The organism is Pukyongiella litopenaei (genome assembly GCF_003008555.2).
GTDB classification, from domain to species: Bacteria; Pseudomonadota; Alphaproteobacteria; order Rhodobacterales; family Rhodobacteraceae; genus Pukyongiella; species Pukyongiella litopenaei.
Genome location: NZ_CP043619.1, coordinates 1 through 17,360, shown reverse-complemented (window position 1 = coordinate 17,360; position 17,360 = coordinate 1). Strand labels below are relative to the sequence as shown.

Genomic DNA, 17,360 nt, shown 5'->3' with positions numbered 1-17,360 from the left:
TCAATATGGTTGACATGTGCAGGCGCTGCAAGTATCCTAGAAAAAAGACCGGTCGGCCAAAAAGGGAGGAAGGTTTGAGCGATGCTCTCTACAAGGCCCTTGGCGAAGCCATCCGGAGCCGCCGTGAATCATTGGGGGTATCCCAATCTTCTTTGGCAAGACGCATCGGGTCGGCCAGAACTACTGTCACCAATATCGAGGCTGGAGGGCAAAGCATCATGATCCATCAACTGGTGGACATTGCCAGGGCTCTCAGAATGCCGGTGACGGAGTTTCTTAACGAGATCGAAGGGTTTGAGAACGAGCATCAAGAAGAACTCATCGATCCAAAAATGGAGACTTTGCTGATGAAACTTACATCGCCAGTGAAGGCGAAACGGACATGAGTGCCCCGAGACGTGCCCGTTACACTAAGATCGAGAAATTGGTCGAGGGGCTCTTAGACCAACACGACGTAACCCAAGTGCCTGTTCCCGTAGAAAGCATTGTTTCAAGCTACGGGATCCATCTCAGAAAAGGTGATCTGGAAGACGTATCGGGTCTGATCGTTCGCGATGGTTCCTCTGTCACGATCGGTGTGAACGCAAAACAAAGTCGAACGCGTCAGCGCTTCACAATTGCGCACGAATTCGGGCACTTCTTGCTGCATGACGGAATGTCGAGCCACGTCGATCATGACTATCGTGTAAACTTTCGATCTGAAACTTCGTCGTTGGCGGTTGATGTAGAAGAGATCGAAGCGAACTTTTTTGCTGCCAGCTTGCTTATGCCAAAGCAATTTCTGGACGAGGCTGATGCAATAGAGGCGCTAGACAGCGATACCGCTGTTGGTCATTTGGCAAAATCATTCAATGTGAGCAGGCATGCTATGAGCCTCAGGCTTGGCAATGTCTACAGGGAGTACTCTCCGTTCTGAGTGTAACGTGCGCTGCTGTCGTACTGAAGCCTATGCCTTAGGGTATCGGCTGCTTGTCCGAAATATGTAGCAAACTTCGGACTCGCACTTGTCCGAAATATGCAGTAATCTTCGGACATGACGGAAACTAGATCACCTGTGACCTTGCCCACTCAAATCCTTGATCGGATCAGCGCCGAACCCACCAAGGTTTGGACGCCAGGAGATTTCGCGGATGCCGGTTCGCGTGAAGCTGTCGACAAGGCCCTCCAGCGGTTGGCCAAGTCCGGCGAGCTCCGCCGTATCGAGCGCGGCCTCTACGATAAGCCGCGAGTCAACCAGCTCACCGGGAAGCCATCGGCACCGGACTATCGCGCTGTCATCGAAGCTGTCGCGCGGCGCGACAAGGCGCGCTTTGTCGTGGACGGCATGACCGCAGCCAACACTCTCGGACTGACAAACGCCGTCCCTGCTAAGATCGAGGTCCTGGTCGACGCTCGCCTCAAACCCATTGAGCTGGGCAACCAAAAGATCGTCTTCAAGCATGCTGCACCCAGTCGTCTCTACTGGGCGGGACGTCCTGGTATGTATCTTGTTCAGGCACTGCACTGGGTCCACGATGCCATGCAAGGTGAGACCGAGCGCTCGAAAGTCGATCGGACCATTCGAAAGCTCCTGACCGATAGTGATGAGGGGCCAAAACTCACCGAGGACCTTCGCATCGGTCTCTCGGCCATGCCGATCTGGATGCAGGATATCCTGCGCAAACCGATCATGTCGGTAGGTGCGGAGCGAAGCGCATGACGACGGAGGCGTTCTTGGATGTCATCCGCGCAGAGCCTGCCGACCGCGCGGATCTATTCCTCACGACCGCTCGGCGGCTGGGCGCGCCCCTGATCAACATCGAGAAGGACTTCTGGGTGTGCTGGACGCTCAACACCCTCTACCATCGGCTGCCAAAAGGCGGCCCGCGTCTACTCTTCAAAGGCGGCACATCTCTGTCAAAAGCCTATGGTCTGATCAACCGGTTCTCGGAAGACATTGACGTCACCGTCTTCAGGGATGACCTTGGGCACCCTGGGAGCACAGCTGAAATCGCCGCGCTTTCCAACAAGAAGCGGAAGGCCGCCCTTGACGCGATTGCAGCGGACTGCAGCCGATATATCACCACAGAGCTACTTGAGGCTGTCTCTGAAATCCTGGCGGCCGACACGAATGGGACGGGTCGCGTCGAGGTAGACGATAGCGATCCAAGTTCTCAGACCTTGCTGGTTTGGTATCCGCGGGTGGATGCATCTGAGACCGGATATGTGCAGGCCGCAGTCAAGATCGAGTCAGGCGCAAAATCCGCACTCGATCCGAACCGTCCTGTTACCATTGCGCCCTATATCAATGCTGATCTCGAAGCTTTGGATCTTAGGGTGCCCGGTGTCACGACGATCCATGCCGAGCGAACCTTCTGGGACAAGATCGTGATTGTTCACGGTTTGCGCAGCTGGTTCGAGCGGCGCGGTGAGCTTCGCCAGGACGGTCAGCGGATTTCCCGACACTACTACGATCTGCATTCGCTCCTGCACTCAGATGTTGGCGCCTTGGCTGTCGCTGACCTGGCACTCGGCGCGGATTGCATAGAGCATGCCCGAACGTTCTTCAGTAGACCGGACTACGACCTCGCGGCCGCTGCACCCGGTACGTTCGCCCTTCGGCCCGTAGGCGACATGATTGATCGACTGGCACGGGACTACCACAACACAAGGGCGATGATTTTTGGCGATGCTCCCGACTTCGGAGATATCCTGTCGTCGATCGGCGAGATCGAGGACCGGCTGAACGATTGACGGTTGTTGCTGTCCATGTCGGTCGCTCAGACTTCAGGCCGATTCTGCGCCTGCGGAAATGATAACCACGTTGGCTCGAACTTCCGTAGGCAGTCCATTCACAGCCAGCTGCGCGAGCCACGGTATCCGTGCTTCACTCGTAGAACGCACTCCCCTTGCTGGCCGAAAGTAGAATTCGGTTCCCGGATGCTTTCCACCAACATGGATAGGGAATTCAGCGAGTGGTGCACCACCTCTTGCATATCGCAAAACCCATTCGCACTATATTTGCTAGTTGGGGGTCGGATGGTGATGAGCGGTGACATGTGCCGAATTCTGAGTTTGGACGGCGGAGGAGCGAAAGGCTTCTATCCGCTCGGTATCCTGCGCGAAGTTGAGGCCTTCTTGCCTCGGCCAATCCACGAGACTTTCGACCTGATTTTCGGCACCAGCACAGGTTCAATCATTGCCGCACTTCTGGCGACCGGTCGTTCCGTCGATGAAATCCATGAGCTGTACAAAACGCACGTCCCGCCGATCATGCGGGCTTCTGGCAAAGCGGCTAAGTCAGAAAAACTGCGTGAGACCGGAGAGGCGGTATTCGGTGACGCAGGCTTCGACAGGGTTCTGACCGGCCTCGGCGTCGTTTCCACAAAATGGCAGCTCGAGACGCCGATGATATTCAAAAGCCAGGTGACCCAAGCGCACGGACGAAGAGCGACGTTCATCCCCGGGTTCGGATGCAAGCTCTCAGATGCGATCGAGGCGTCATGTTCGGCATACCCATTCTTTGAAATCAAGACCATCAAAACGGCTTCCGGGGACGTCGTTGAATTGTTCGATGGCGGCTATTGTGCCAATAACCCAGCACTCTATGCACTTGCCGATGCGACAGTTGCGCTTGGTCATGCCCCTGAAAACTGTCGGTTACTATCTTTGGGTTGCGGCCAGTATCCGGAGCCCAAGCGTGGCTTCATCGCACGCCAGATCAACAGCTTCCTTCCGGTCCAGTTGCTCCAGAAGACGCTTGAGGTAAACACCGCGTCGATGGATCAGCTCAGGCGGTTGCTATACGCGAACGTGCCGACGGTTAGGATCAGCGACACCTTCGACAAGCCAGAAATGGCGACGGACATGTTCGAGCATGATCCCAAAAAACTGAATCTCCTCCGCCAGCAAGGTGTGGAGTCATTTGCGCGCCGCGAACAGGAAGTCCGCCAACTGCTTTTGAATGAGGGATAGAAATGACGATTTCGGAAAACCAACTTGAAACTTGGTCTCATGTCGGAGCCCAACAGCAGTCTGCTGCTACTTATCAGGTGATACGGTCTGTTCTGGAGCACCGGGACGCGCCGTATGCTGGTCGGGGTTTTGAGATGTTTCTGCAAGGTTCTTACGGGAACGACACTAACGTTCGCGGTTCGGAGAGTGACGTGGACGTGGTGATCTGCCTGACCGACGTGTTCAATAGCGACATTTCCGGCCTCGATCCAGCGGATAAGCAAGCCTACGAAGCGAACCGCTCTGCCGCGAAATACGGCTACAAGGAATTCAGGGCTGAAGTTGTCGCTTGGCTGAAGGCGAATTTCGGCGACGGCGTAACGCCTGGCCGGAAAGCTATCGCCGTTCCGGGAGAAGGAAACCGCCGCGACGCAGACGTATTGGCCTGCATCGAACACCATCGCTACACCTCTTACCGGTCACCGTCGGACAACCGGCATCATGTGGGAATTTCCTTCATCACCCTTGATGGCGACCGGATCATCAACTTCCCGAAGCAGCACAAGCAAAACTGCACCACTAAGCATCAGGCCACCAACAACCGCTTCAAGTCGCACGTGCGAGTGGTGAAGAACATGCGAAACGCTATGGTCATCGAGGGCTTTCTCAAGAAAGGCATTGCGCCCTCCTACTTCTTGGAAGGGATGCTTTGGAGCGTACCGAACCAGAATTTCGTGGCGGACTACCAGCAAAGTTTCGAGAACTACCTGTACTGGCTCGAACGCTGCAACGCCAACGAACTGTCCTGTGCGAATGATCTCCACTGGCTGATTCGAGCGAATTCGCACATCTGCTGGAACATGCAAAGCTTTCGTACTTTCCTCGTGGCGGCACGGCAGTATTGGAATAGCTCCGGGCGCTGACCTCTGAAAGTCAAATGCTTTTTAGAAACTCTGCTACCTATTCCCAAGGCTTGCAATTCATTCCGAACAATTAGCACGATACTTTCGGCACGAACGTTCGAAACTGCTAAGTCTATCGGGGCTCGGTTGGATCTAGAATTGCTGCTTGTCCATTTACGAAGAAAACAGCTTTAGTTTGCGAAAGAATGCAGCAAGCGTCGACAGCTGCGGCCATTGATAGCGAAAGCGTGCTGTTGTGTGCGGAACCCAGGTTCGGCTCAGAAGACAACGGCGTGTGTCGGCTCACAATTCGCATCGACCATGCTGACAGATGGTAGCTTTCGTCCTGCAGCCTTCTCTGAAATAGTATTGCGCCATCATGAATGCTTGGGTTCACCTTTAAGGCGTCTTCATAGTCATGGGCAAAGGTAGCGCTGAAGCGCTGCCCCACTTCGGGTATCGGCTCTCTCGGCATCGGTATGCAGTCCAGTTCGGAGACGCGACCGGTAGCGAAGACGAGGATAACTGGGTGGAACGGTTTGCGGCTTTGATGTATCTGGAGCAACGTTTGTTTCATATTCTCGATCATGGGTAAGGCATTGCTCAACAAGACGTCGGTTTCAATACTTCTTATCATCGCCATCGCTGTATGGGGAGGGTTCCTGTGGGTGCTGGGGATCGAGCTGACGTGGGAACATGCCCAGCCCTACTCTCTGACGCTGGCAGCAATCACGTCATGTCTATGGCTCTTTGATCGGTACATCTGGAGAATTTGGCCAATACAGAAGGTGATTCGGCGTCCGGACTTGAACGGAACCTGGCGAGTTTCCCTCCAGTCTACCTACAAGCATCCAGGTTCAGCGGAGCCTGTTGACCCGGTAAGCGGCTTTGCAGTCGTTCGACAGACATTTAGCTCCATTTCGATCAGGCTAATGACTGAACAAGCCGAGTCGTTTCTGGTTGCGTCGAGCTTTGACATCCAGACTGACGGGACCACCTACCTCTACGGCGCATATCAAAGTGATCCAAGTATCCACTTAAGATCCGGAATTAGTGAAATTCATTACGGAAGTTTCAGGTATAAATTGATTGGCAGACCGCCTAACCAGATTAGCGGTCACTATTGGACAGACCGTAACACGAATGGTTCAATTTCACTGATAGAGCGCAAGAATGCGTTTTTCGATAGTTACATCGAAGCACAACACTCATCGGACGCCAGCTGATGCCGGCTCTGTCGCAAAGTTTGGCGTGATGGTCTATCAGTCCGCGTGATTTGTCGATGAGGTCGGGCGGATGGTGTCGTTCAAAGGTGCGCAATTCCCGCAGGATGTTATCCTGCACGCGGTCTTTTTCTATGTCCGCTACGCCGTGTCCTATCGCGACCTCGAGGAGATCCTAGCGGAGCGCGGCATCCGCGTCGATCACGCAACTCTGAACCGTTGGGTCGTGAAATATGCATCGGCCCTGGCGGCGGTCGCGCAGCGACGCAAAACGGCTACGGCTCCGTCCTGGCGTCTCGATGAGACTTACGTGAAGGTCCGCGGGGATTGGTGCTACCTCTATCGTGCAGTGGATCGGAACGGGCAAACCCTTGATTTCATGCTTTCCGAACAACGAAACGAAGCAGCAGCGTTGCGATTTCTGGCCAAGGCAGTCACTGCGAACGGGCTACCCCGATCCTGCGCCATCGACAAGAGCGGCGCTAATACGGCTGGACTCGCAGGGATGAACGAAGCGCTTCGGAAGGTGGGCTCAGACCGGAGAATTGCAGTTTATCGGTCCAAGTACCTCAACAACATCGTGGAGCAGGACCACCGGGCGGTCAAACGGAGGATCAGGCCGATGATGGGCTTCAAGGCGCTAAGCTCAGCGACAGCAACTTTAGACGGTATCGAAACCGCGCACATGATCAGGAAAGGACAACTCGGCGAAAGCTGCCCGTTCGCAATCTATGCCAGCCTTGCGGCCTGAGCGACAACCAAGTGGAACGAATTTCCGCTGGATGCGAACTTTGCGACGGAACCCATAAACATCCATACATGTAGGAGGTCGCGCGCCCCGGGCTGGTGGTAATCGGCCCGGCGATCAGGGTTCGGGTCCGGCTCAGGCCCCCACGGTGACCGCTTTCGCTGGGTGGCCCCAGGCGCCGGCCCATCCGCAGCATTCGGCCGCGCAGTCGGCGGCCCGGGCCAGTGCCGCCCGGGTGTCGGCCCCGCCGATGCTGGCGCAGAGAAACCCGGCGATGAAGGCGTCGCCGGCGCCCATCGTGTCCACGACCCTGGCCGCGCTGACCGGCTGCGGTATCCGCACGTCGCCATCCGCCCAGACCGCCCCGCGCTCGCCCAGCGTCACGCAGGCCCGCGCCGCGCCGGCCGCCTGCACCTCGGCGATCAACGCGGCGACGCCGGTATCGTCCAGCCCCTGGCCGGAAAGGAACGCGATGTCCAAATGCGGGCAGACCTGCCGCAGGTAGGACGGGTCGCGCTCGGTCGAGAAATCGAAGCTCAGCCGTTCCGCCGCCGCCGCGATGCGGGGCAGTTCCGGCTCGATATAGCTGAAACAGCTGGAATGAACGTGGCCCAGCCGCGCGATCAGAGTGAAATCCTCGTCATCCATCCGAAGCATTACCTTGCGCCGGATGCCGCCGTTGTTGCTGCCGGCAAAGATGCGCTCCCCGTCGGCGTTGTGGTCGACCTGCGCCTTGCCGTTCTGTCCATCGGCGACTCGCAGCCAAGCATCCGACAGCCCCTCGGCCATTAGGCTCCTGCGCACATGCGCGCCCTCGGCGTCGCTGCCCAGGATGCCGACATACTGCGTCTCGGCCAGCCCGAAGCGCCGGGCCAGAACCGCTACGTTCAAGGCGTTGCCGCCGGGATAGTAAACGCACCGGTCGCGGTAGAGATCGACGACATTGTCGCCAATCCCCACCAGCCCGGAGCCGTTGCCCAGGGCCACGCTCAATACTCCATCTGCCACATGTAGCGGCGGACGGTCAGCGGGTGGCCGCGCGAAAACGCCAGCTTGTCGGAATAGACCCGCAGGAGGGTGCTGAAGGCCATGTGCTCGATATATTCCACCACCTCGGCGTCGATGGCGCCCAGACCCAGTTCCTTCGAATCCAGCACTGTCACCTTGTCCGAGTATGTCTGCACGAAGGCCAGCGCGCGCTCGTCCATCGGCCGCGAGGCGCCAAGGCCCATCAGCAAAATGAAGGGCACGTCGTAATCGGTGATCTCGAACGGCCCGTGGAAATACTCGCCCGAATGGATCGCGGCGGAGTGGATCCACTGCATCTCTTGGAAGATGCAGATCGCGTAGGAATAGGCGGTGGCATAATTGGTGCCCGACGCCATGGTGTAGATCACCTCTTCGCGCTTGTGCGAGTCGGCGAATGTCGCGATCCGGTCGCCATGCGCCTCGACCGCCGCGTCCATGATCGGCGGCAGCGCCTTCAGCGCCGCTTCGACCTTTGCGGCCTTGGCGTTGCCCTCGCGCGCATTGAGGATGCCGAAGGACAGCCGCGCCAGCACGGCGGGCGAGTGGTTCGGGCTGATCTTCTTGGGCTCGTGCTCGTAGTAGACGACGTATTCCGATGCCTCATCCAGCGGGCTGCCCGGATCGTTGGTCAGCGCGATGGTCAGCGCGCCGGCAGCACGGGCGATCTTCGCCGCTTCGACCGTTTCGGGCGTGTTGCCGCTGTGCGAGCACAGGATTACGACAGAGTTCTCGCCCAGCCGCTTCGGCGCGCGGGCTTTGAATTCGGCGGCGTTCAGCGCGTGGCCGGCGATGCTCGTGGCCTCGCGGTCCATCACGTACTGGTTCGGCAGCATCAGCGCGTAGGACCCGCCGCAGGCGACATAGTAGATGTCGTTGACGGTATCGCGCGCTTTCGCCGCCGCGATGGCCGAGGCGACCTGTTCGTCGGTGGTTAGCGTGTCTTTCATGGTATCCTCTTCTTGCTTCAGGGTAGGGAAAACCGGTCCCGAGCCGGAGCGGCTCGGGTTGGTCGGGCGTCAAGTCTTTGGAATTACTGCGGGAAACCTCCGGGATGGGTGCAGGTTCGGGCGGCGCGAGCATGGCCGGCCGCCATCGCTTCGGTGATGTCCGCGCCGGTCAGGCGCGCGGCGAGGAAGCCGGCGATATAGCTGTCGCCAGCGCCCGTCGTGTCGGTGGCCTCCACGGGGTCGGCCTTGGCGCGGTGCATTCTGCCGTCCACCAGCGCGAGCGATCCGCCGCGGCCCAGCGTGACTACGGCGGCGGTCGCGCCGCCCGCGACCAGTTCGGCGACGCGGGCCTCGGCCAAGTCGGCGTGAGCCTCGGACAGCGAGGCGAAGGCGAGGGTCAGGCCGTCGGCCGCGATATCGCGCGGGGTCAACGCGTTGACGCTGACATCCTGCGACACCGGCACGCCGGCGGCCGCCAGCGCGCGCCGCGTGGCGCCGCCGTCGTTCAGCCAGCCGATATGGACGTGCCGCGCGGCCTCCAGTCTGGTCATGCCGCGGGGGCAGGGGCCCCAGCCCTCGCAGGCGCCAAACGCCTCAGCCACGATGTGCCGGTCGCCGTCGTCGTCCACCCGCAATTCGGTGACGGAGGTCGGGCGGTCGTCACGTTCCACGCAGCCCACGTCGACCCCGTTCGCGATCAACGCCGCGATCACCCGGTCGCCGTCGGCTTCATCCACGGGCCCCACCGCGCCGGCATAGGCCGTGCGCAACCCCGCCAGCGCGCCCTGCACCGCGACGTTCACCGCGTTGCCGCCGACCAGATCCGCCTGCATCCGCCCTGTCAGCCGGTCGATGCAGTTGTCGCCCACCGCGATGAGGTCGAAGCGCCCGCTCATCCGATGGTCGCCCCGCGCGAAGGCAGCCGGTCCTTCAGGTCGTGCCAGGCCAGCACCGGGCGGCGGTACCACGTCTGCCCGTTAAAGAGCGGCCGCGTCTCGAACTTCACTTGGTCGAGCCCGGTCTCGCCGCCCGGCTGGCCCAGCATCCTGCGGGCCAGCGCCCGACCCAGATAGGCGGACATCGCCACGCCGGTGCCGTTATAGCCGATGGTATAGCCCATCCGACCGCGCAGACCGACTTGCGGCAGGTGGTTGAAGGTCGCCCCGACCCAGCCCGACCACACATGCTCCAGCGCCACGTTCTCCAACTGCGGGAAAACCCGCAGCATGTTGCCCCGCGCGCGCGGATAGCAATCGGCCATGCGGTCGTGATCAACCGGCACCACGGTGCCCATCACCACCCGATCGCCATCGGGCGAGGCGCGGTGGTAGCTGACATTCATCCGCGTGTCGTAGATCATCGAGTTGCGCGGATAAAGCGCCGCGACCTCGTCCTTCGGCATAGCCCTCGTCGCCATCACGACCGAGGCGAGCGACACGATCCGCCGCCGCATCCATTTCGAAGCGCCATCGGTGTAGCCGTCGGTCCCCATCACCACGTTCTCGGCGCAGATCGCCTTGCCGTTCGCGGTCAGGGACATGTGATCGCCGTGATCCTCGATGTGGTCGGCACGGCACTTCGGCACGATCCGCACCCCCTCAGCCAGACAGAGCCTGACCAGCTCGGCCACCAGCCGCCCGGGATGCACGCTCGACCAGTCCGGCAGATGCAGCCCGCCGTGGAAGTGCGGGCTGTCGATGTAGTTGCCGACCCGCGCCTTCGGCACGATCTCGGCCTCGGTCCCGATCTTGCGCTGCAGCGCGCCGAACGCCTCCAGCCCCGCCATCCGGTCCAGCCGGTGCGCGCCGATGAAATGGCCGCAGACGTTGTAGTCGCAGGCGATCCCTTCCGCGCGCACGAACTCCCGCAGGTAGCGGTGGGCGTCCAGCCCGGTGCGAAGGACGCGCATCGCGCCCGCCGCCCCGTACGTTCTGGTCAGCCCTTCCAGGTCCGGCTTGATTTCTGACGACACCTGCCCGCCGTTCCGCGTCGAACAGCCGTGCCCCACCTCGCCCGCGTCGATCACCACGACCGACCGGTCGCCGCGCGCCAGATGCAGCGCCGTGTGCAGCCCCGAAAAGCCCGAGCCCACGACGACCACGTCCTCGCGCGGTTCGATCTGCGCCGCCGGGATCTCCGGCAGCGTCATCTCGGCCCGCCACAGCGGCCGATCGGTGATTTTCGCGAACGGATCGAAAGCCATGGCGCGCCTCAATACGCGACGCGGCGGTAGTACCGGCGCGTCTCCAGCGGGTGGTCGCGCAGATGCTCCAGATGCGCCGAAAGCCGTTCCAGCATCGTCGCCAGCATCGCCGGCGCCATCAGCGCGCGGAATGCGGGCGACAGCCCCGTCGTCTCCATCTCGCGCGTATCCAGCACGATCAGCCGGTCGGTATGCTCCCGCGCGAAGCTCACCACGCGGTCGGCCAGGGGCCGGGTCTCGTCCTCGCCCATGAAGACCAAGACGCTGACGCCGTTTTCCACCAGCTCCAGCGTGCCGTGGAAGAAGTCCGATGCATGCACGGGCCGGGTCCGGATCCACTGCATCTCTTCCAGGATGCACATCCCGTAGTAATACGCCTCGGGCCAGACCGGCCCGGCGCCGGTGATGATGTGGTAGGTGTCCGACTGGATCTCCTCGGCCAGCGCCTTGGCGCGCGGCTCGAACTGCTCCTTAATCTTCAGAAGCTCGCCCGGGAAGGCCGCCAGCTGCTCGGCCATCTCGTCGAAATCGTCGCGCTCGCCGCGCGCCTGCATCGCGCCAAACGCGGCGGCCAGCGACGCCATGTAGAACATCTCGCACGAGGTGTCGTCCTGCGCGAAGTTCACGAAGCAGTGGTCGGCCTTCTCGGCCAGCGGCGTCTCGGCATGGCCCACGATGGTGATCACCCTGGCGCCCTGCGCCTGCGCGAAGTCCAGCGCCGCGATGCTCTCCTTCGTGGTGCCCGACAGCGACGGCATCACCACGATGGAGCCCTTGCCGAGCGCCTTGTGCCCGGTCACCACGACCTCGGCACACAGCACGTTGAAGCAGGGCAGGGCGCTTTCCCGCGCCAGCAGGTCGGCGGCGGGCTGCATCAGGATGCCGGCCCCGCCGGCGCCCATGTAGAACAGGCTGTCGGCACCGTCGGCGACTAGGTCGCGGACCAGGGTTCCCAGCTGGCGAGCGGTGTCAGCGGCACCGCTCTCGATCCGCAGAAAGCGGTCGGGATCGAAGTTGAACATTCGTTTCTCTTCCTTTTTCGTCTCAGTAACGGGCGCCGGTTTCGGCGTTGAACAGATGCGCCTCGCCGGGTCTGGCGCGGCAGGACAGGCGGTCGCCCGCCGTGGTCGGCAGGTTGCCGTCAAGCTGCAGGGTCAGGTCCTGCCCGTCGGGCATCCGGGTCAGGGCAAAGCTCACCCCGCCCAGCCGCTCGCAGGCCAGAACATCCAGCATCGTGTCGCCTGCGGCGGGCTCCAGCACCGGCTCCAGGTGCTCGGGCCGCAGGCCCAGCGTCACCTCGGTGCCCACGGCGGGCGGCGCGTCGACCTCCACCTCCGTGTCGATCCCGCAGGCATCGACCGTGACGCGGCGCCCCTCGGCCGCGGTCACCCGCGCCTTCAGAAGGTTCATGCTGGGGCTGCCGATGAAGCCCGCGACAAAGGCGTTGACGGGGTTGCGATAGATGTCCAGCGGCGCGCCGGTCTGCTCGATCACGCCATCGCGCATCACCACGATCTTGTCGGCCAGCGTCATCGCCTCGACCTGATCGTGAGTCACGTAGACCATCGTCGCCTGCAGCTCCTTGTGCAGGCGGGCCAGCTCCACCCGCATCTGCAGCCGCAGGCTGGCGTCGAGGTTCGACAGCGGCTCGTCGAACAGGAACACCTTGGGCTCGCGCACGATGGCCCGGCCGATGGCGACGCGCTGGCGCTGGCCGCCCGACAACTCGCGCGGCGTGCGGTCCAGAAGCGGCGTGATCTGCAGGATCTCGGCCGCGTCGGCGATGCGCTTCTGGCGCTCCTCCTTCGGCTGGCGCGCGACCTTCAGGCCGAACTCCATGTTCTGCCGCACCGTCTTGTGCGGGTAGAGCGCGTAGGACTGGAACACCATCGAGATGCCGCGCTTCGACGCCTTCACGTCGTTCATCCGCTCGCCGTCGATCACCAGGTCGCCGGCGTCGATGTCCTCCAGCCCCGCGATCATCCGCAGGAGGGTGGACTTGCCGCAGCCCGAGGGGCCCAGCAGCACCACGAATTCCCGCTTGGCGATGTCGATGTCGATGCCGCGCAGCGCCTCGAAGGTGCCAAAGGTCTTCCGGATGCCGGAGATCTGCATGTAGCTCACTGTTGTATCTCTCATTTCACGGCTCCCTGGGTGAGGCCGCCGATGAACTGGCGCTGAAGGACCAGGAAGGTGGCGAGGATCGGGATGATCGACAGGGCAAGGCCGGCCATCATCACGCCGTAGTCGGCCCGCAGCGCGACGGCGAAGCTCATCACCCCGATGGTCACGGTCTTGACGCTTTCGCTTTCCACGAAGGTCAGGGCGAAGATGAATTCGTTCCAGACATGCATCGCCGCGATCAGTCCGGCAGAGGCCAGGACCGGCTTGCACAAGGGCAGGTAGATCGAGCGATAGACCAACCCCTCGCTCGCCCCGTCCATCAGCGCGGCCTCGCGCAGGTCGGGCGGGATGCCGACCATGTAGGCGCGGATCAGGAAGGTGGTGAACGGCAGGCCGAAGGCCACGTTGGGCAGGATCAGCGCGAGGTAGGTGTTGTAGATGTCCGTGACGGCCATCACCTTGAATAGCGGGAACAGGCTGACCTCTGGCGGCAGGATCATACCGCCCAGGATCCCCATGTAGATCGCGACCTTCGCCTTGAAGTTCATCACGACCAGCGCATAGGCCGCCATAGAGGCCAGGATTAGCTGGATGGCCACCGTCGCCACCGCGACGATCACCGAGTTCAGAAGGTAGCGCGAGATGCCGTAGCCCCAGGCTGTGGTGAAGTTCTCGTACCGCCAGGTCTCGGGTAGGGCCCAGGACGCCTGGAACAGCTCGTTGGTGGACTTGAAGGCGTTCAGGAACAGCCAGATCATCGGGTAGACGCAGACCACCGACAGGATCAGGAAGGCCGTCCACAGGACGATGCGGTTCAGAAGGGCCACCGCCGTCTCGCCGGACTGGCGCGGCGGCGACACGGGGGCGGTCATCGTGACGTCGGCCATGTCAGTGATCCTTCTGCAGCTTGATCTGGACCACGCCGATGGTCAGCGCGATGAAGAAGATGACGGTCGCGATGGTGGACGAATATCCGATCATGTCGTCGCGGAACGCGGCGCGGTACATCAGCGTGCCCAGCACTTCGGACGAATGGTTCGGGCCGCCCGATGTCATCACCCAGACGATGTCGAACACCTTGAGCGAGCCGAGGATGGTGATGATCGTGACGATCAGAATCGTCTCGCGCGCTGCCGGCACGGTCAGGTGGAAAAAGATGCGGGGGCCCGAGGCGCCCTCCAGTTCCATCGCCTGGTACAGGTCGCGCGGGATCGCCCGGATCGCCACCATGAACAGCGCCATGATGTACCCGGTCCACTGCCACTGCGAGACCATGATGACCGTGAAGATCGCCGTGTCCGGATCGCCCAGCCACGCGCGCGACCAGTCGCCGAGGCCCAGCTCCCACAGCGCCTGATCCACAAGGCCCAGCGACGGGGCCAGAAGCAGCTGCCAGATCAGGCCCACCACCACGACAGGCAGGATCGAGGGCAGGAACAGCATGGTGCGGAAACTGTTGGCGGCGAAGCGCGGGAAGACCTTGGATTCCAGCACCGCCGCCAGCGTCAGCGCGAACGCCACCTGGAAGATGACCGAGATCAGCGCGTAGGCGATGTTGTTGGCCAGCCCCCGCAGGAACAGCGGGTCGGCGAACAGGCGGGCATAGTTCGACAGGCCGACGAAATCCATCTCCTGCGACATCGCCGAGAACGAGAACAGGCTGTAGCGGATGTTGGCAAGCGCCGGGCCGTAGACGAACAGCACCAGGAACAGAAGCGTCGGCGCGACCCAGAGCCATCCGGGCAGGCTCTGTCGCAGCGAGGCGGGGGTGCGGCGGGACATGAGCGGGTCCTTGCAGGAAAAACGTTGAAGCCGCGGCCGGGGAGAGGGAGAGGAGGGCCCCCGGCCGCGACAGGGTGGCCCTTAGCGCGTAGCCTGGACTTCCAGCGCGGTCTCGCGCACGTCCGCCATCACCTCTTCGGGCGTCACGTCACCCGACAGAAGCGCCTGGCCGGCCGCGAGGATCACGTTTGCCGACTGGGTGTCCATGTCGGTGTCGAGCCACAGCGCCATGCCGTCGGCCCGTTCCAGTCGTTCGAGCCCGGCTATCACCTCTTCGCTCGCTGTCTCCTCGGTGACCGAGCCGATCACGGCCGAGGTCATGCCAGTCGTCTTCACGTAGTCCTTCGCCATGTTCGGCGCGGTGATGAATTTGATGAAGTCCAGCGCTTCCTCGGCCACCTCGGTATCGGCCGAGATCAGGAAGCCCTCGGGCGCACCGGTCAGCAGGTTCTGGTTGCCCTCGGCGCCCTCGACGGGAGGCAGCGCGAAAAAGTCCCAGCCGGCCTCTTCCAGCCCCGAGCCCGGGACCATGTAGAACTCGACCAGCTCAATATACATCATCGCCGTCCGCCCCGCGAAGAACGACCCGCGCGCCGCCGCGTGCGGCAGGGCGTTGGCTCCGCGGTTGAAGTACTCGCCCAGGTCCGCGTATTGCTGCAGCGCCTCGATGTAGCCCGGATGGGTGTACAGCTCGTCCGGCTCGGCCAGCAGCTGGTAGTCGGCGGTCCGCACGTCGTTCGGCACGTACTTGGCGAAGAAGTCACCGATATAGTGCGTCGCGGCCCAGGGCACCTGGTTGCCGTAGGCGATCGGCGTGACGTTGTTTTCCTTCAGCGTATCGAGGATCGAGATGAATTCCCCGAACGTTTCCGGCTCGTCCAGCCCGTACTCCTCGAAGATCGAGGCGTTGTAGACCATGTACTTGGCGTTGACGTTAGTCGGGATGCCGAACTGCCGGCCCTCGAATCGCAGCGGGTCCAGCGCGGCCTCGGAGAACCGGCCTTCCCAGTCCTCACCTTCCAGCGCCTCGGTCAGGTCGAGCGTGCGGCCGTCCCGCGCGAACTTGCGGCCAAACTCGCCCGACCACGAAAAGAAGATATCCGGCACCTGGTCCGAGGCCATCAGCACGCGGATCTTGTCCTTGTAGGGATCGTCGGCGACCGCCTCCATCACGACGTCGATGTCCGGGTTGGCTTCCTCGTAGGCGGCCACCGCCTTCTCAAAGAACGCCATGCTCTCCGGCTCGGGATACTTGTGAATGAAGCTGATGGTCGTCTTGTCCTGCGCGAAGGCCGCGCTTGCGGTCAGCGTGGCGCAGAGCGCGGTTCCGGTAAGCAGTCTGATCATGGTGATCTCCCTATTGGTTTGGTAGCTGGTTGTAAATGTATACCACTTGGGCCAGCATTTGGTTGTATTGGTATAATTGGTAGATGACCAGCATCGCTCTCGCAACAAAAATTTGGACTGTTCCGGCAAGAAATGTCTTTGTAGGCTTGGTTTGTTTTGGTGGAAGCGCCGGGATCGGTTGCTATTATGGTCAGATTGGTATAGCTGCTCGGTCAGGCGAATGCCAAAAAACATTGTGCGGCCAAGCCCGTTCGGCAGACCGGCTTGAACAGAGAGTATACCAAGGATGCCCGAGACGACCGACCTCAGCGGCCGCCACCGCGGCGTGGTGGAAAAACGCGCCGAGGCGCTGTTGCGCGGGCTGATCAGCGACATGGGCATGTCGCCGGGCGACCGCATCCCGTCCGAACGTGTGCTGGCGGAGCGATTCGACATCTCGCGCATGACCGTCCGCAAGGCGGTGCAGCGGATGGTCGACCAGGGGCAATTGGAACGGCGCGGCACGGCCGGCACCTACCTCCCCGAGGTCGCAGTGGTCCGGCCGTTGTCCAAGCGCGTCTCCACCGCCATCTCAGAGGTGGTCGGCCGACGCGGCAAGCGCCCGGGCGCGCGGCTTCTGTTCTTCGAACAGGCGGTGGCCGACGCCAACGTGGCGCGCCGGTTGCGGCTGGAAGAAGGCGCCCCGGTCATCGCCATCAAGCGGCTGCGCCTGTCGGACGGCACGCCGTTCTGCGTCGAGACCTCGTATCTGCCCTCCGACATGGTGCCGGGGCTGGTCGCGGCCGACCTGATGGACGCGCCCTCGCTTTATGGCCTGCTGCGGGAACGCTACGGTCTGACTTTCGGCAAGTCCGATTTCCACGTCTCGGTCGCCAACGTGCCCGAGGGCGAGGCGGGGCTGCTGGACCTGCCGTCCAGCGAGCCGTGCCTATTAATGCGCTCGGTGGTCTACGACGTGAACGAGCGGCCGGTGGAAAGCTTGGTGTCGTGGAACCATCCCGACCGGGTGGCCTTCGAGTCGCTACAGGCGGACGGGAATGCGCTGGAAAGCGTGTATACGGACTGGGCGCGTTCGCCGCAGGGGACTGCACCGGACGGGCGAAACTGAACCGCCGGTCGGGC

General features: G+C 61.9%; 19 protein-coding genes. 9 read left to right on the top strand and 10 right to left on the bottom strand.

Translation table 11 applies throughout. The features are described 5' to 3' along the window. Positions 1-74 precede the first annotated feature (74 nt). From C6Y53_RS19075 to C6Y53_RS19050, 6 genes are all read left to right on the top strand, one after another. Positions 75-386, top strand: coding sequence for a helix-turn-helix domain-containing protein (locus C6Y53_RS19075; protein ID WP_211299562.1), 312 nt, complete (start codon positions 75-77; stop codon positions 384-386). Continuing rightward, positions 383-916, top strand: coding sequence for an ImmA/IrrE family metallo-endopeptidase (locus tag C6Y53_RS19070; protein ID WP_149615578.1), 534 nt, complete (start codon positions 383-385; stop codon positions 914-916). The genes C6Y53_RS19075 and C6Y53_RS19070 overlap by 4 nt, the downstream gene beginning before the upstream one ends. A gap of 117 nt (positions 917-1,033) precedes the next feature. Beyond that, the gene (locus C6Y53_RS19065; RefSeq protein ID WP_149615577.1) at positions 1,034-1,699 is read left to right on the top strand and encodes a DUF6088 family protein; all 666 of its coding nucleotides are present in this window, start codon (positions 1,034-1,036) and stop codon (positions 1,697-1,699) included. Continuing rightward, a complete protein-coding gene (locus C6Y53_RS19060; RefSeq protein WP_149615576.1) occupies positions 1,696-2,733 on the top strand; it encodes a nucleotidyl transferase AbiEii/AbiGii toxin family protein in 1,038 nt (345 codons plus the stop codon). Before C6Y53_RS19065 ends, C6Y53_RS19060 begins: the two co-directional genes overlap by 4 nt. A 291-nt stretch (positions 2,734-3,024) precedes the next feature. Further along, positions 3,025-3,954, top strand: a complete 930-nt coding sequence (locus tag C6Y53_RS19055) for an anti-phage phospholipase (protein WP_342212784.1) — start codon at positions 3,025-3,027, stop codon at positions 3,952-3,954. Positions 3,955-3,956: 2 nt separating this feature from the next. Beyond that, entirely contained in the window at positions 3,957-4,856 is a 900-nt protein-coding gene (locus C6Y53_RS19050; protein WP_149615574.1) for an anti-phage nucleotidyltransferase, read from the top strand. A gap of 112 nt (positions 4,857-4,968) precedes the next feature. On the opposite strand, the gene C6Y53_RS19045 is transcribed toward C6Y53_RS19050, so the two are convergent. After that, positions 4,969-5,478, bottom strand: coding sequence for a hypothetical protein (locus C6Y53_RS19045; RefSeq protein WP_149615573.1), 510 nt, complete (start codon positions 5,476-5,478; stop codon positions 4,969-4,971). Between C6Y53_RS19045 and C6Y53_RS21485 the strand changes: the two genes are divergently transcribed. Continuing rightward, the gene (locus C6Y53_RS21485) at positions 5,423-6,061 is read left to right on the top strand and encodes a Cap15 family cyclic dinucleotide receptor domain-containing protein (protein WP_211299561.1); all 639 of its coding nucleotides are present in this window, start codon (positions 5,423-5,425) and stop codon (positions 6,059-6,061) included. The two genes, C6Y53_RS19045 and C6Y53_RS21485, sit on opposite strands and share 56 nt — an antisense overlap. Before the next feature lie 70 nt (positions 6,062-6,131). Then, positions 6,132-6,809 carry an IS6 family transposase gene (locus C6Y53_RS19040; RefSeq protein WP_149615572.1) on the top strand — a complete coding sequence of 226 codons (678 nt, stop codon included), beginning with the start codon at positions 6,132-6,134 and terminating at the stop codon, positions 6,807-6,809. Positions 6,810-6,941: 132 nt separating this feature from the next. Here C6Y53_RS19040 and C6Y53_RS19035 read toward each other — a convergent pair whose 3' ends face one another. The 9 genes from C6Y53_RS19035 to C6Y53_RS18995 all read right to left on the bottom strand — a co-directional run bounded on the left by C6Y53_RS19035 (position 6,942) and on the right by C6Y53_RS18995 (position 16,238). Beyond that, the gene (locus C6Y53_RS19035) at positions 6,942-7,793 is read right to left on the bottom strand and encodes a PfkB family carbohydrate kinase (protein ID WP_244615040.1); all 852 of its coding nucleotides are present in this window, start codon (positions 7,791-7,793) and stop codon (positions 6,942-6,944) included. Positions 7,794-7,795: 2 nt separating this feature from the next. Continuing rightward, complete coding sequence (locus tag C6Y53_RS19030) at positions 7,796-8,782, bottom strand: SIS domain-containing protein (RefSeq protein ID WP_149615570.1); 987 nt, start codon at positions 8,780-8,782, stop codon at positions 7,796-7,798. 83 nt (positions 8,783-8,865) lie between these two features. Further along, complete coding sequence (locus C6Y53_RS19025; RefSeq protein ID WP_149615569.1) at positions 8,866-9,678, bottom strand: PfkB family carbohydrate kinase; 813 nt, start codon at positions 9,676-9,678, stop codon at positions 8,866-8,868. Further along, complete coding sequence (locus tag C6Y53_RS19020) at positions 9,675-10,985, bottom strand: NAD(P)/FAD-dependent oxidoreductase (RefSeq protein ID WP_149615568.1); 1,311 nt, start codon at positions 10,983-10,985, stop codon at positions 9,675-9,677. Before C6Y53_RS19020 ends, C6Y53_RS19025 begins: the two co-directional genes overlap by 4 nt. 8 nt (positions 10,986-10,993) lie before the next feature. Further along, positions 10,994-12,007, bottom strand: a complete 1,014-nt coding sequence (locus C6Y53_RS19015) for an SIS domain-containing protein (protein WP_149615567.1) — start codon at positions 12,005-12,007, stop codon at positions 10,994-10,996. Positions 12,008-12,029: 22 nt separating this feature from the next. Continuing rightward, entirely contained in the window at positions 12,030-13,109 is a 1,080-nt protein-coding gene (locus C6Y53_RS19010; protein WP_149615685.1) for an ABC transporter ATP-binding protein, read from the bottom strand. Between the two features lie 11 nt (positions 13,110-13,120). Beyond that, a complete protein-coding gene (locus C6Y53_RS19005; RefSeq protein ID WP_149615566.1) occupies positions 13,121-13,996 on the bottom strand; it encodes a carbohydrate ABC transporter permease in 876 nt (291 codons plus the stop codon). Between the two features lies 1 nt (position 13,997). After that, complete coding sequence (locus tag C6Y53_RS19000; RefSeq protein WP_149615565.1) at positions 13,998-14,891, bottom strand: carbohydrate ABC transporter permease; 894 nt, start codon at positions 14,889-14,891, stop codon at positions 13,998-14,000. Positions 14,892-14,972: 81 nt separating this feature from the next. Continuing rightward, positions 14,973-16,238, bottom strand: coding sequence for an ABC transporter substrate-binding protein (locus tag C6Y53_RS18995; protein ID WP_211299559.1), 1,266 nt, complete (start codon positions 16,236-16,238; stop codon positions 14,973-14,975). Positions 16,239-16,524: 286 nt separating this feature from the next. On the opposite strand from C6Y53_RS18995, the gene C6Y53_RS18990 reads away from it, so the two are divergent. Continuing rightward, positions 16,525-17,346, top strand: a complete 822-nt coding sequence (locus C6Y53_RS18990) for a GntR family transcriptional regulator (protein WP_149615563.1) — start codon at positions 16,525-16,527, stop codon at positions 17,344-17,346. Positions 17,347-17,360: the final 14 nt, after the last annotated feature.

What these genes read in the sequence shown, in the direction of transcription:
- C6Y53_RS19070 (WP_149615578.1), top strand. Translation starts at nt 383, where the DNA reads ATGAGTGCCCCGAGACGTGCCCGTTACACTAAGATCGAGAAATTGGTC.
- C6Y53_RS19065 (WP_149615577.1), top strand. Translation starts at nt 1,034, where the DNA reads ATGACGGAAACTAGATCACCTGTGACCTTGCCCACTCAAATCCTTGAT.
- C6Y53_RS19060 (WP_149615576.1), top strand. Translation starts at nt 1,696, where the DNA reads ATGACGACGGAGGCGTTCTTGGATGTCATCCGCGCAGAGCCTGCCGAC.
- C6Y53_RS19055 (WP_342212784.1), top strand. Translation starts at nt 3,025, where the DNA reads ATGAGCGGTGACATGTGCCGAATTCTGAGTTTGGACGGCGGAGGAGCG.
- C6Y53_RS19050 (WP_149615574.1), top strand. Translation starts at nt 3,957, where the DNA reads ATGACGATTTCGGAAAACCAACTTGAAACTTGGTCTCATGTCGGAGCC.
- C6Y53_RS21485 (WP_211299561.1), top strand. Translation starts at nt 5,423, where the DNA reads ATGGGTAAGGCATTGCTCAACAAGACGTCGGTTTCAATACTTCTTATC.
- C6Y53_RS19045 (WP_149615573.1), bottom strand. Translation starts at nt 5,478, where the DNA reads ATGGCGATGATAAGAAGTATTGAAACCGACGTCTTGTTGAGCAATGCC.
- C6Y53_RS19040 (WP_149615572.1), top strand. Translation starts at nt 6,132, where the DNA reads ATGGTGTCGTTCAAAGGTGCGCAATTCCCGCAGGATGTTATCCTGCAC.
- C6Y53_RS19030 (WP_149615570.1), bottom strand. Translation starts at nt 8,782, where the DNA reads ATGAAAGACACGCTAACCACCGACGAACAGGTCGCCTCGGCCATCGCG.
- C6Y53_RS19025 (WP_149615569.1), bottom strand. Translation starts at nt 9,678, where the DNA reads ATGAGCGGGCGCTTCGACCTCATCGCGGTGGGCGACAACTGCATCGAC.
- C6Y53_RS19020 (WP_149615568.1), bottom strand. Translation starts at nt 10,985, where the DNA reads ATGGCTTTCGATCCGTTCGCGAAAATCACCGATCGGCCGCTGTGGCGG.
- C6Y53_RS19015 (WP_149615567.1), bottom strand. Translation starts at nt 12,007, where the DNA reads ATGTTCAACTTCGATCCCGACCGCTTTCTGCGGATCGAGAGCGGTGCC.
- C6Y53_RS19005 (WP_149615566.1), bottom strand. Translation starts at nt 13,996, where the DNA reads ATGGCCGACGTCACGATGACCGCCCCCGTGTCGCCGCCGCGCCAGTCC.
- C6Y53_RS19000 (WP_149615565.1), bottom strand. Translation starts at nt 14,891, where the DNA reads ATGTCCCGCCGCACCCCCGCCTCGCTGCGACAGAGCCTGCCCGGATGG.
- C6Y53_RS18995 (WP_211299559.1), bottom strand. Translation starts at nt 16,238, where the DNA reads ATGATCAGACTGCTTACCGGAACCGCGCTCTGCGCCACGCTGACCGCA.
- C6Y53_RS18990 (WP_149615563.1), top strand. Translation starts at nt 16,525, where the DNA reads ATGCCCGAGACGACCGACCTCAGCGGCCGCCACCGCGGCGTGGTGGAA.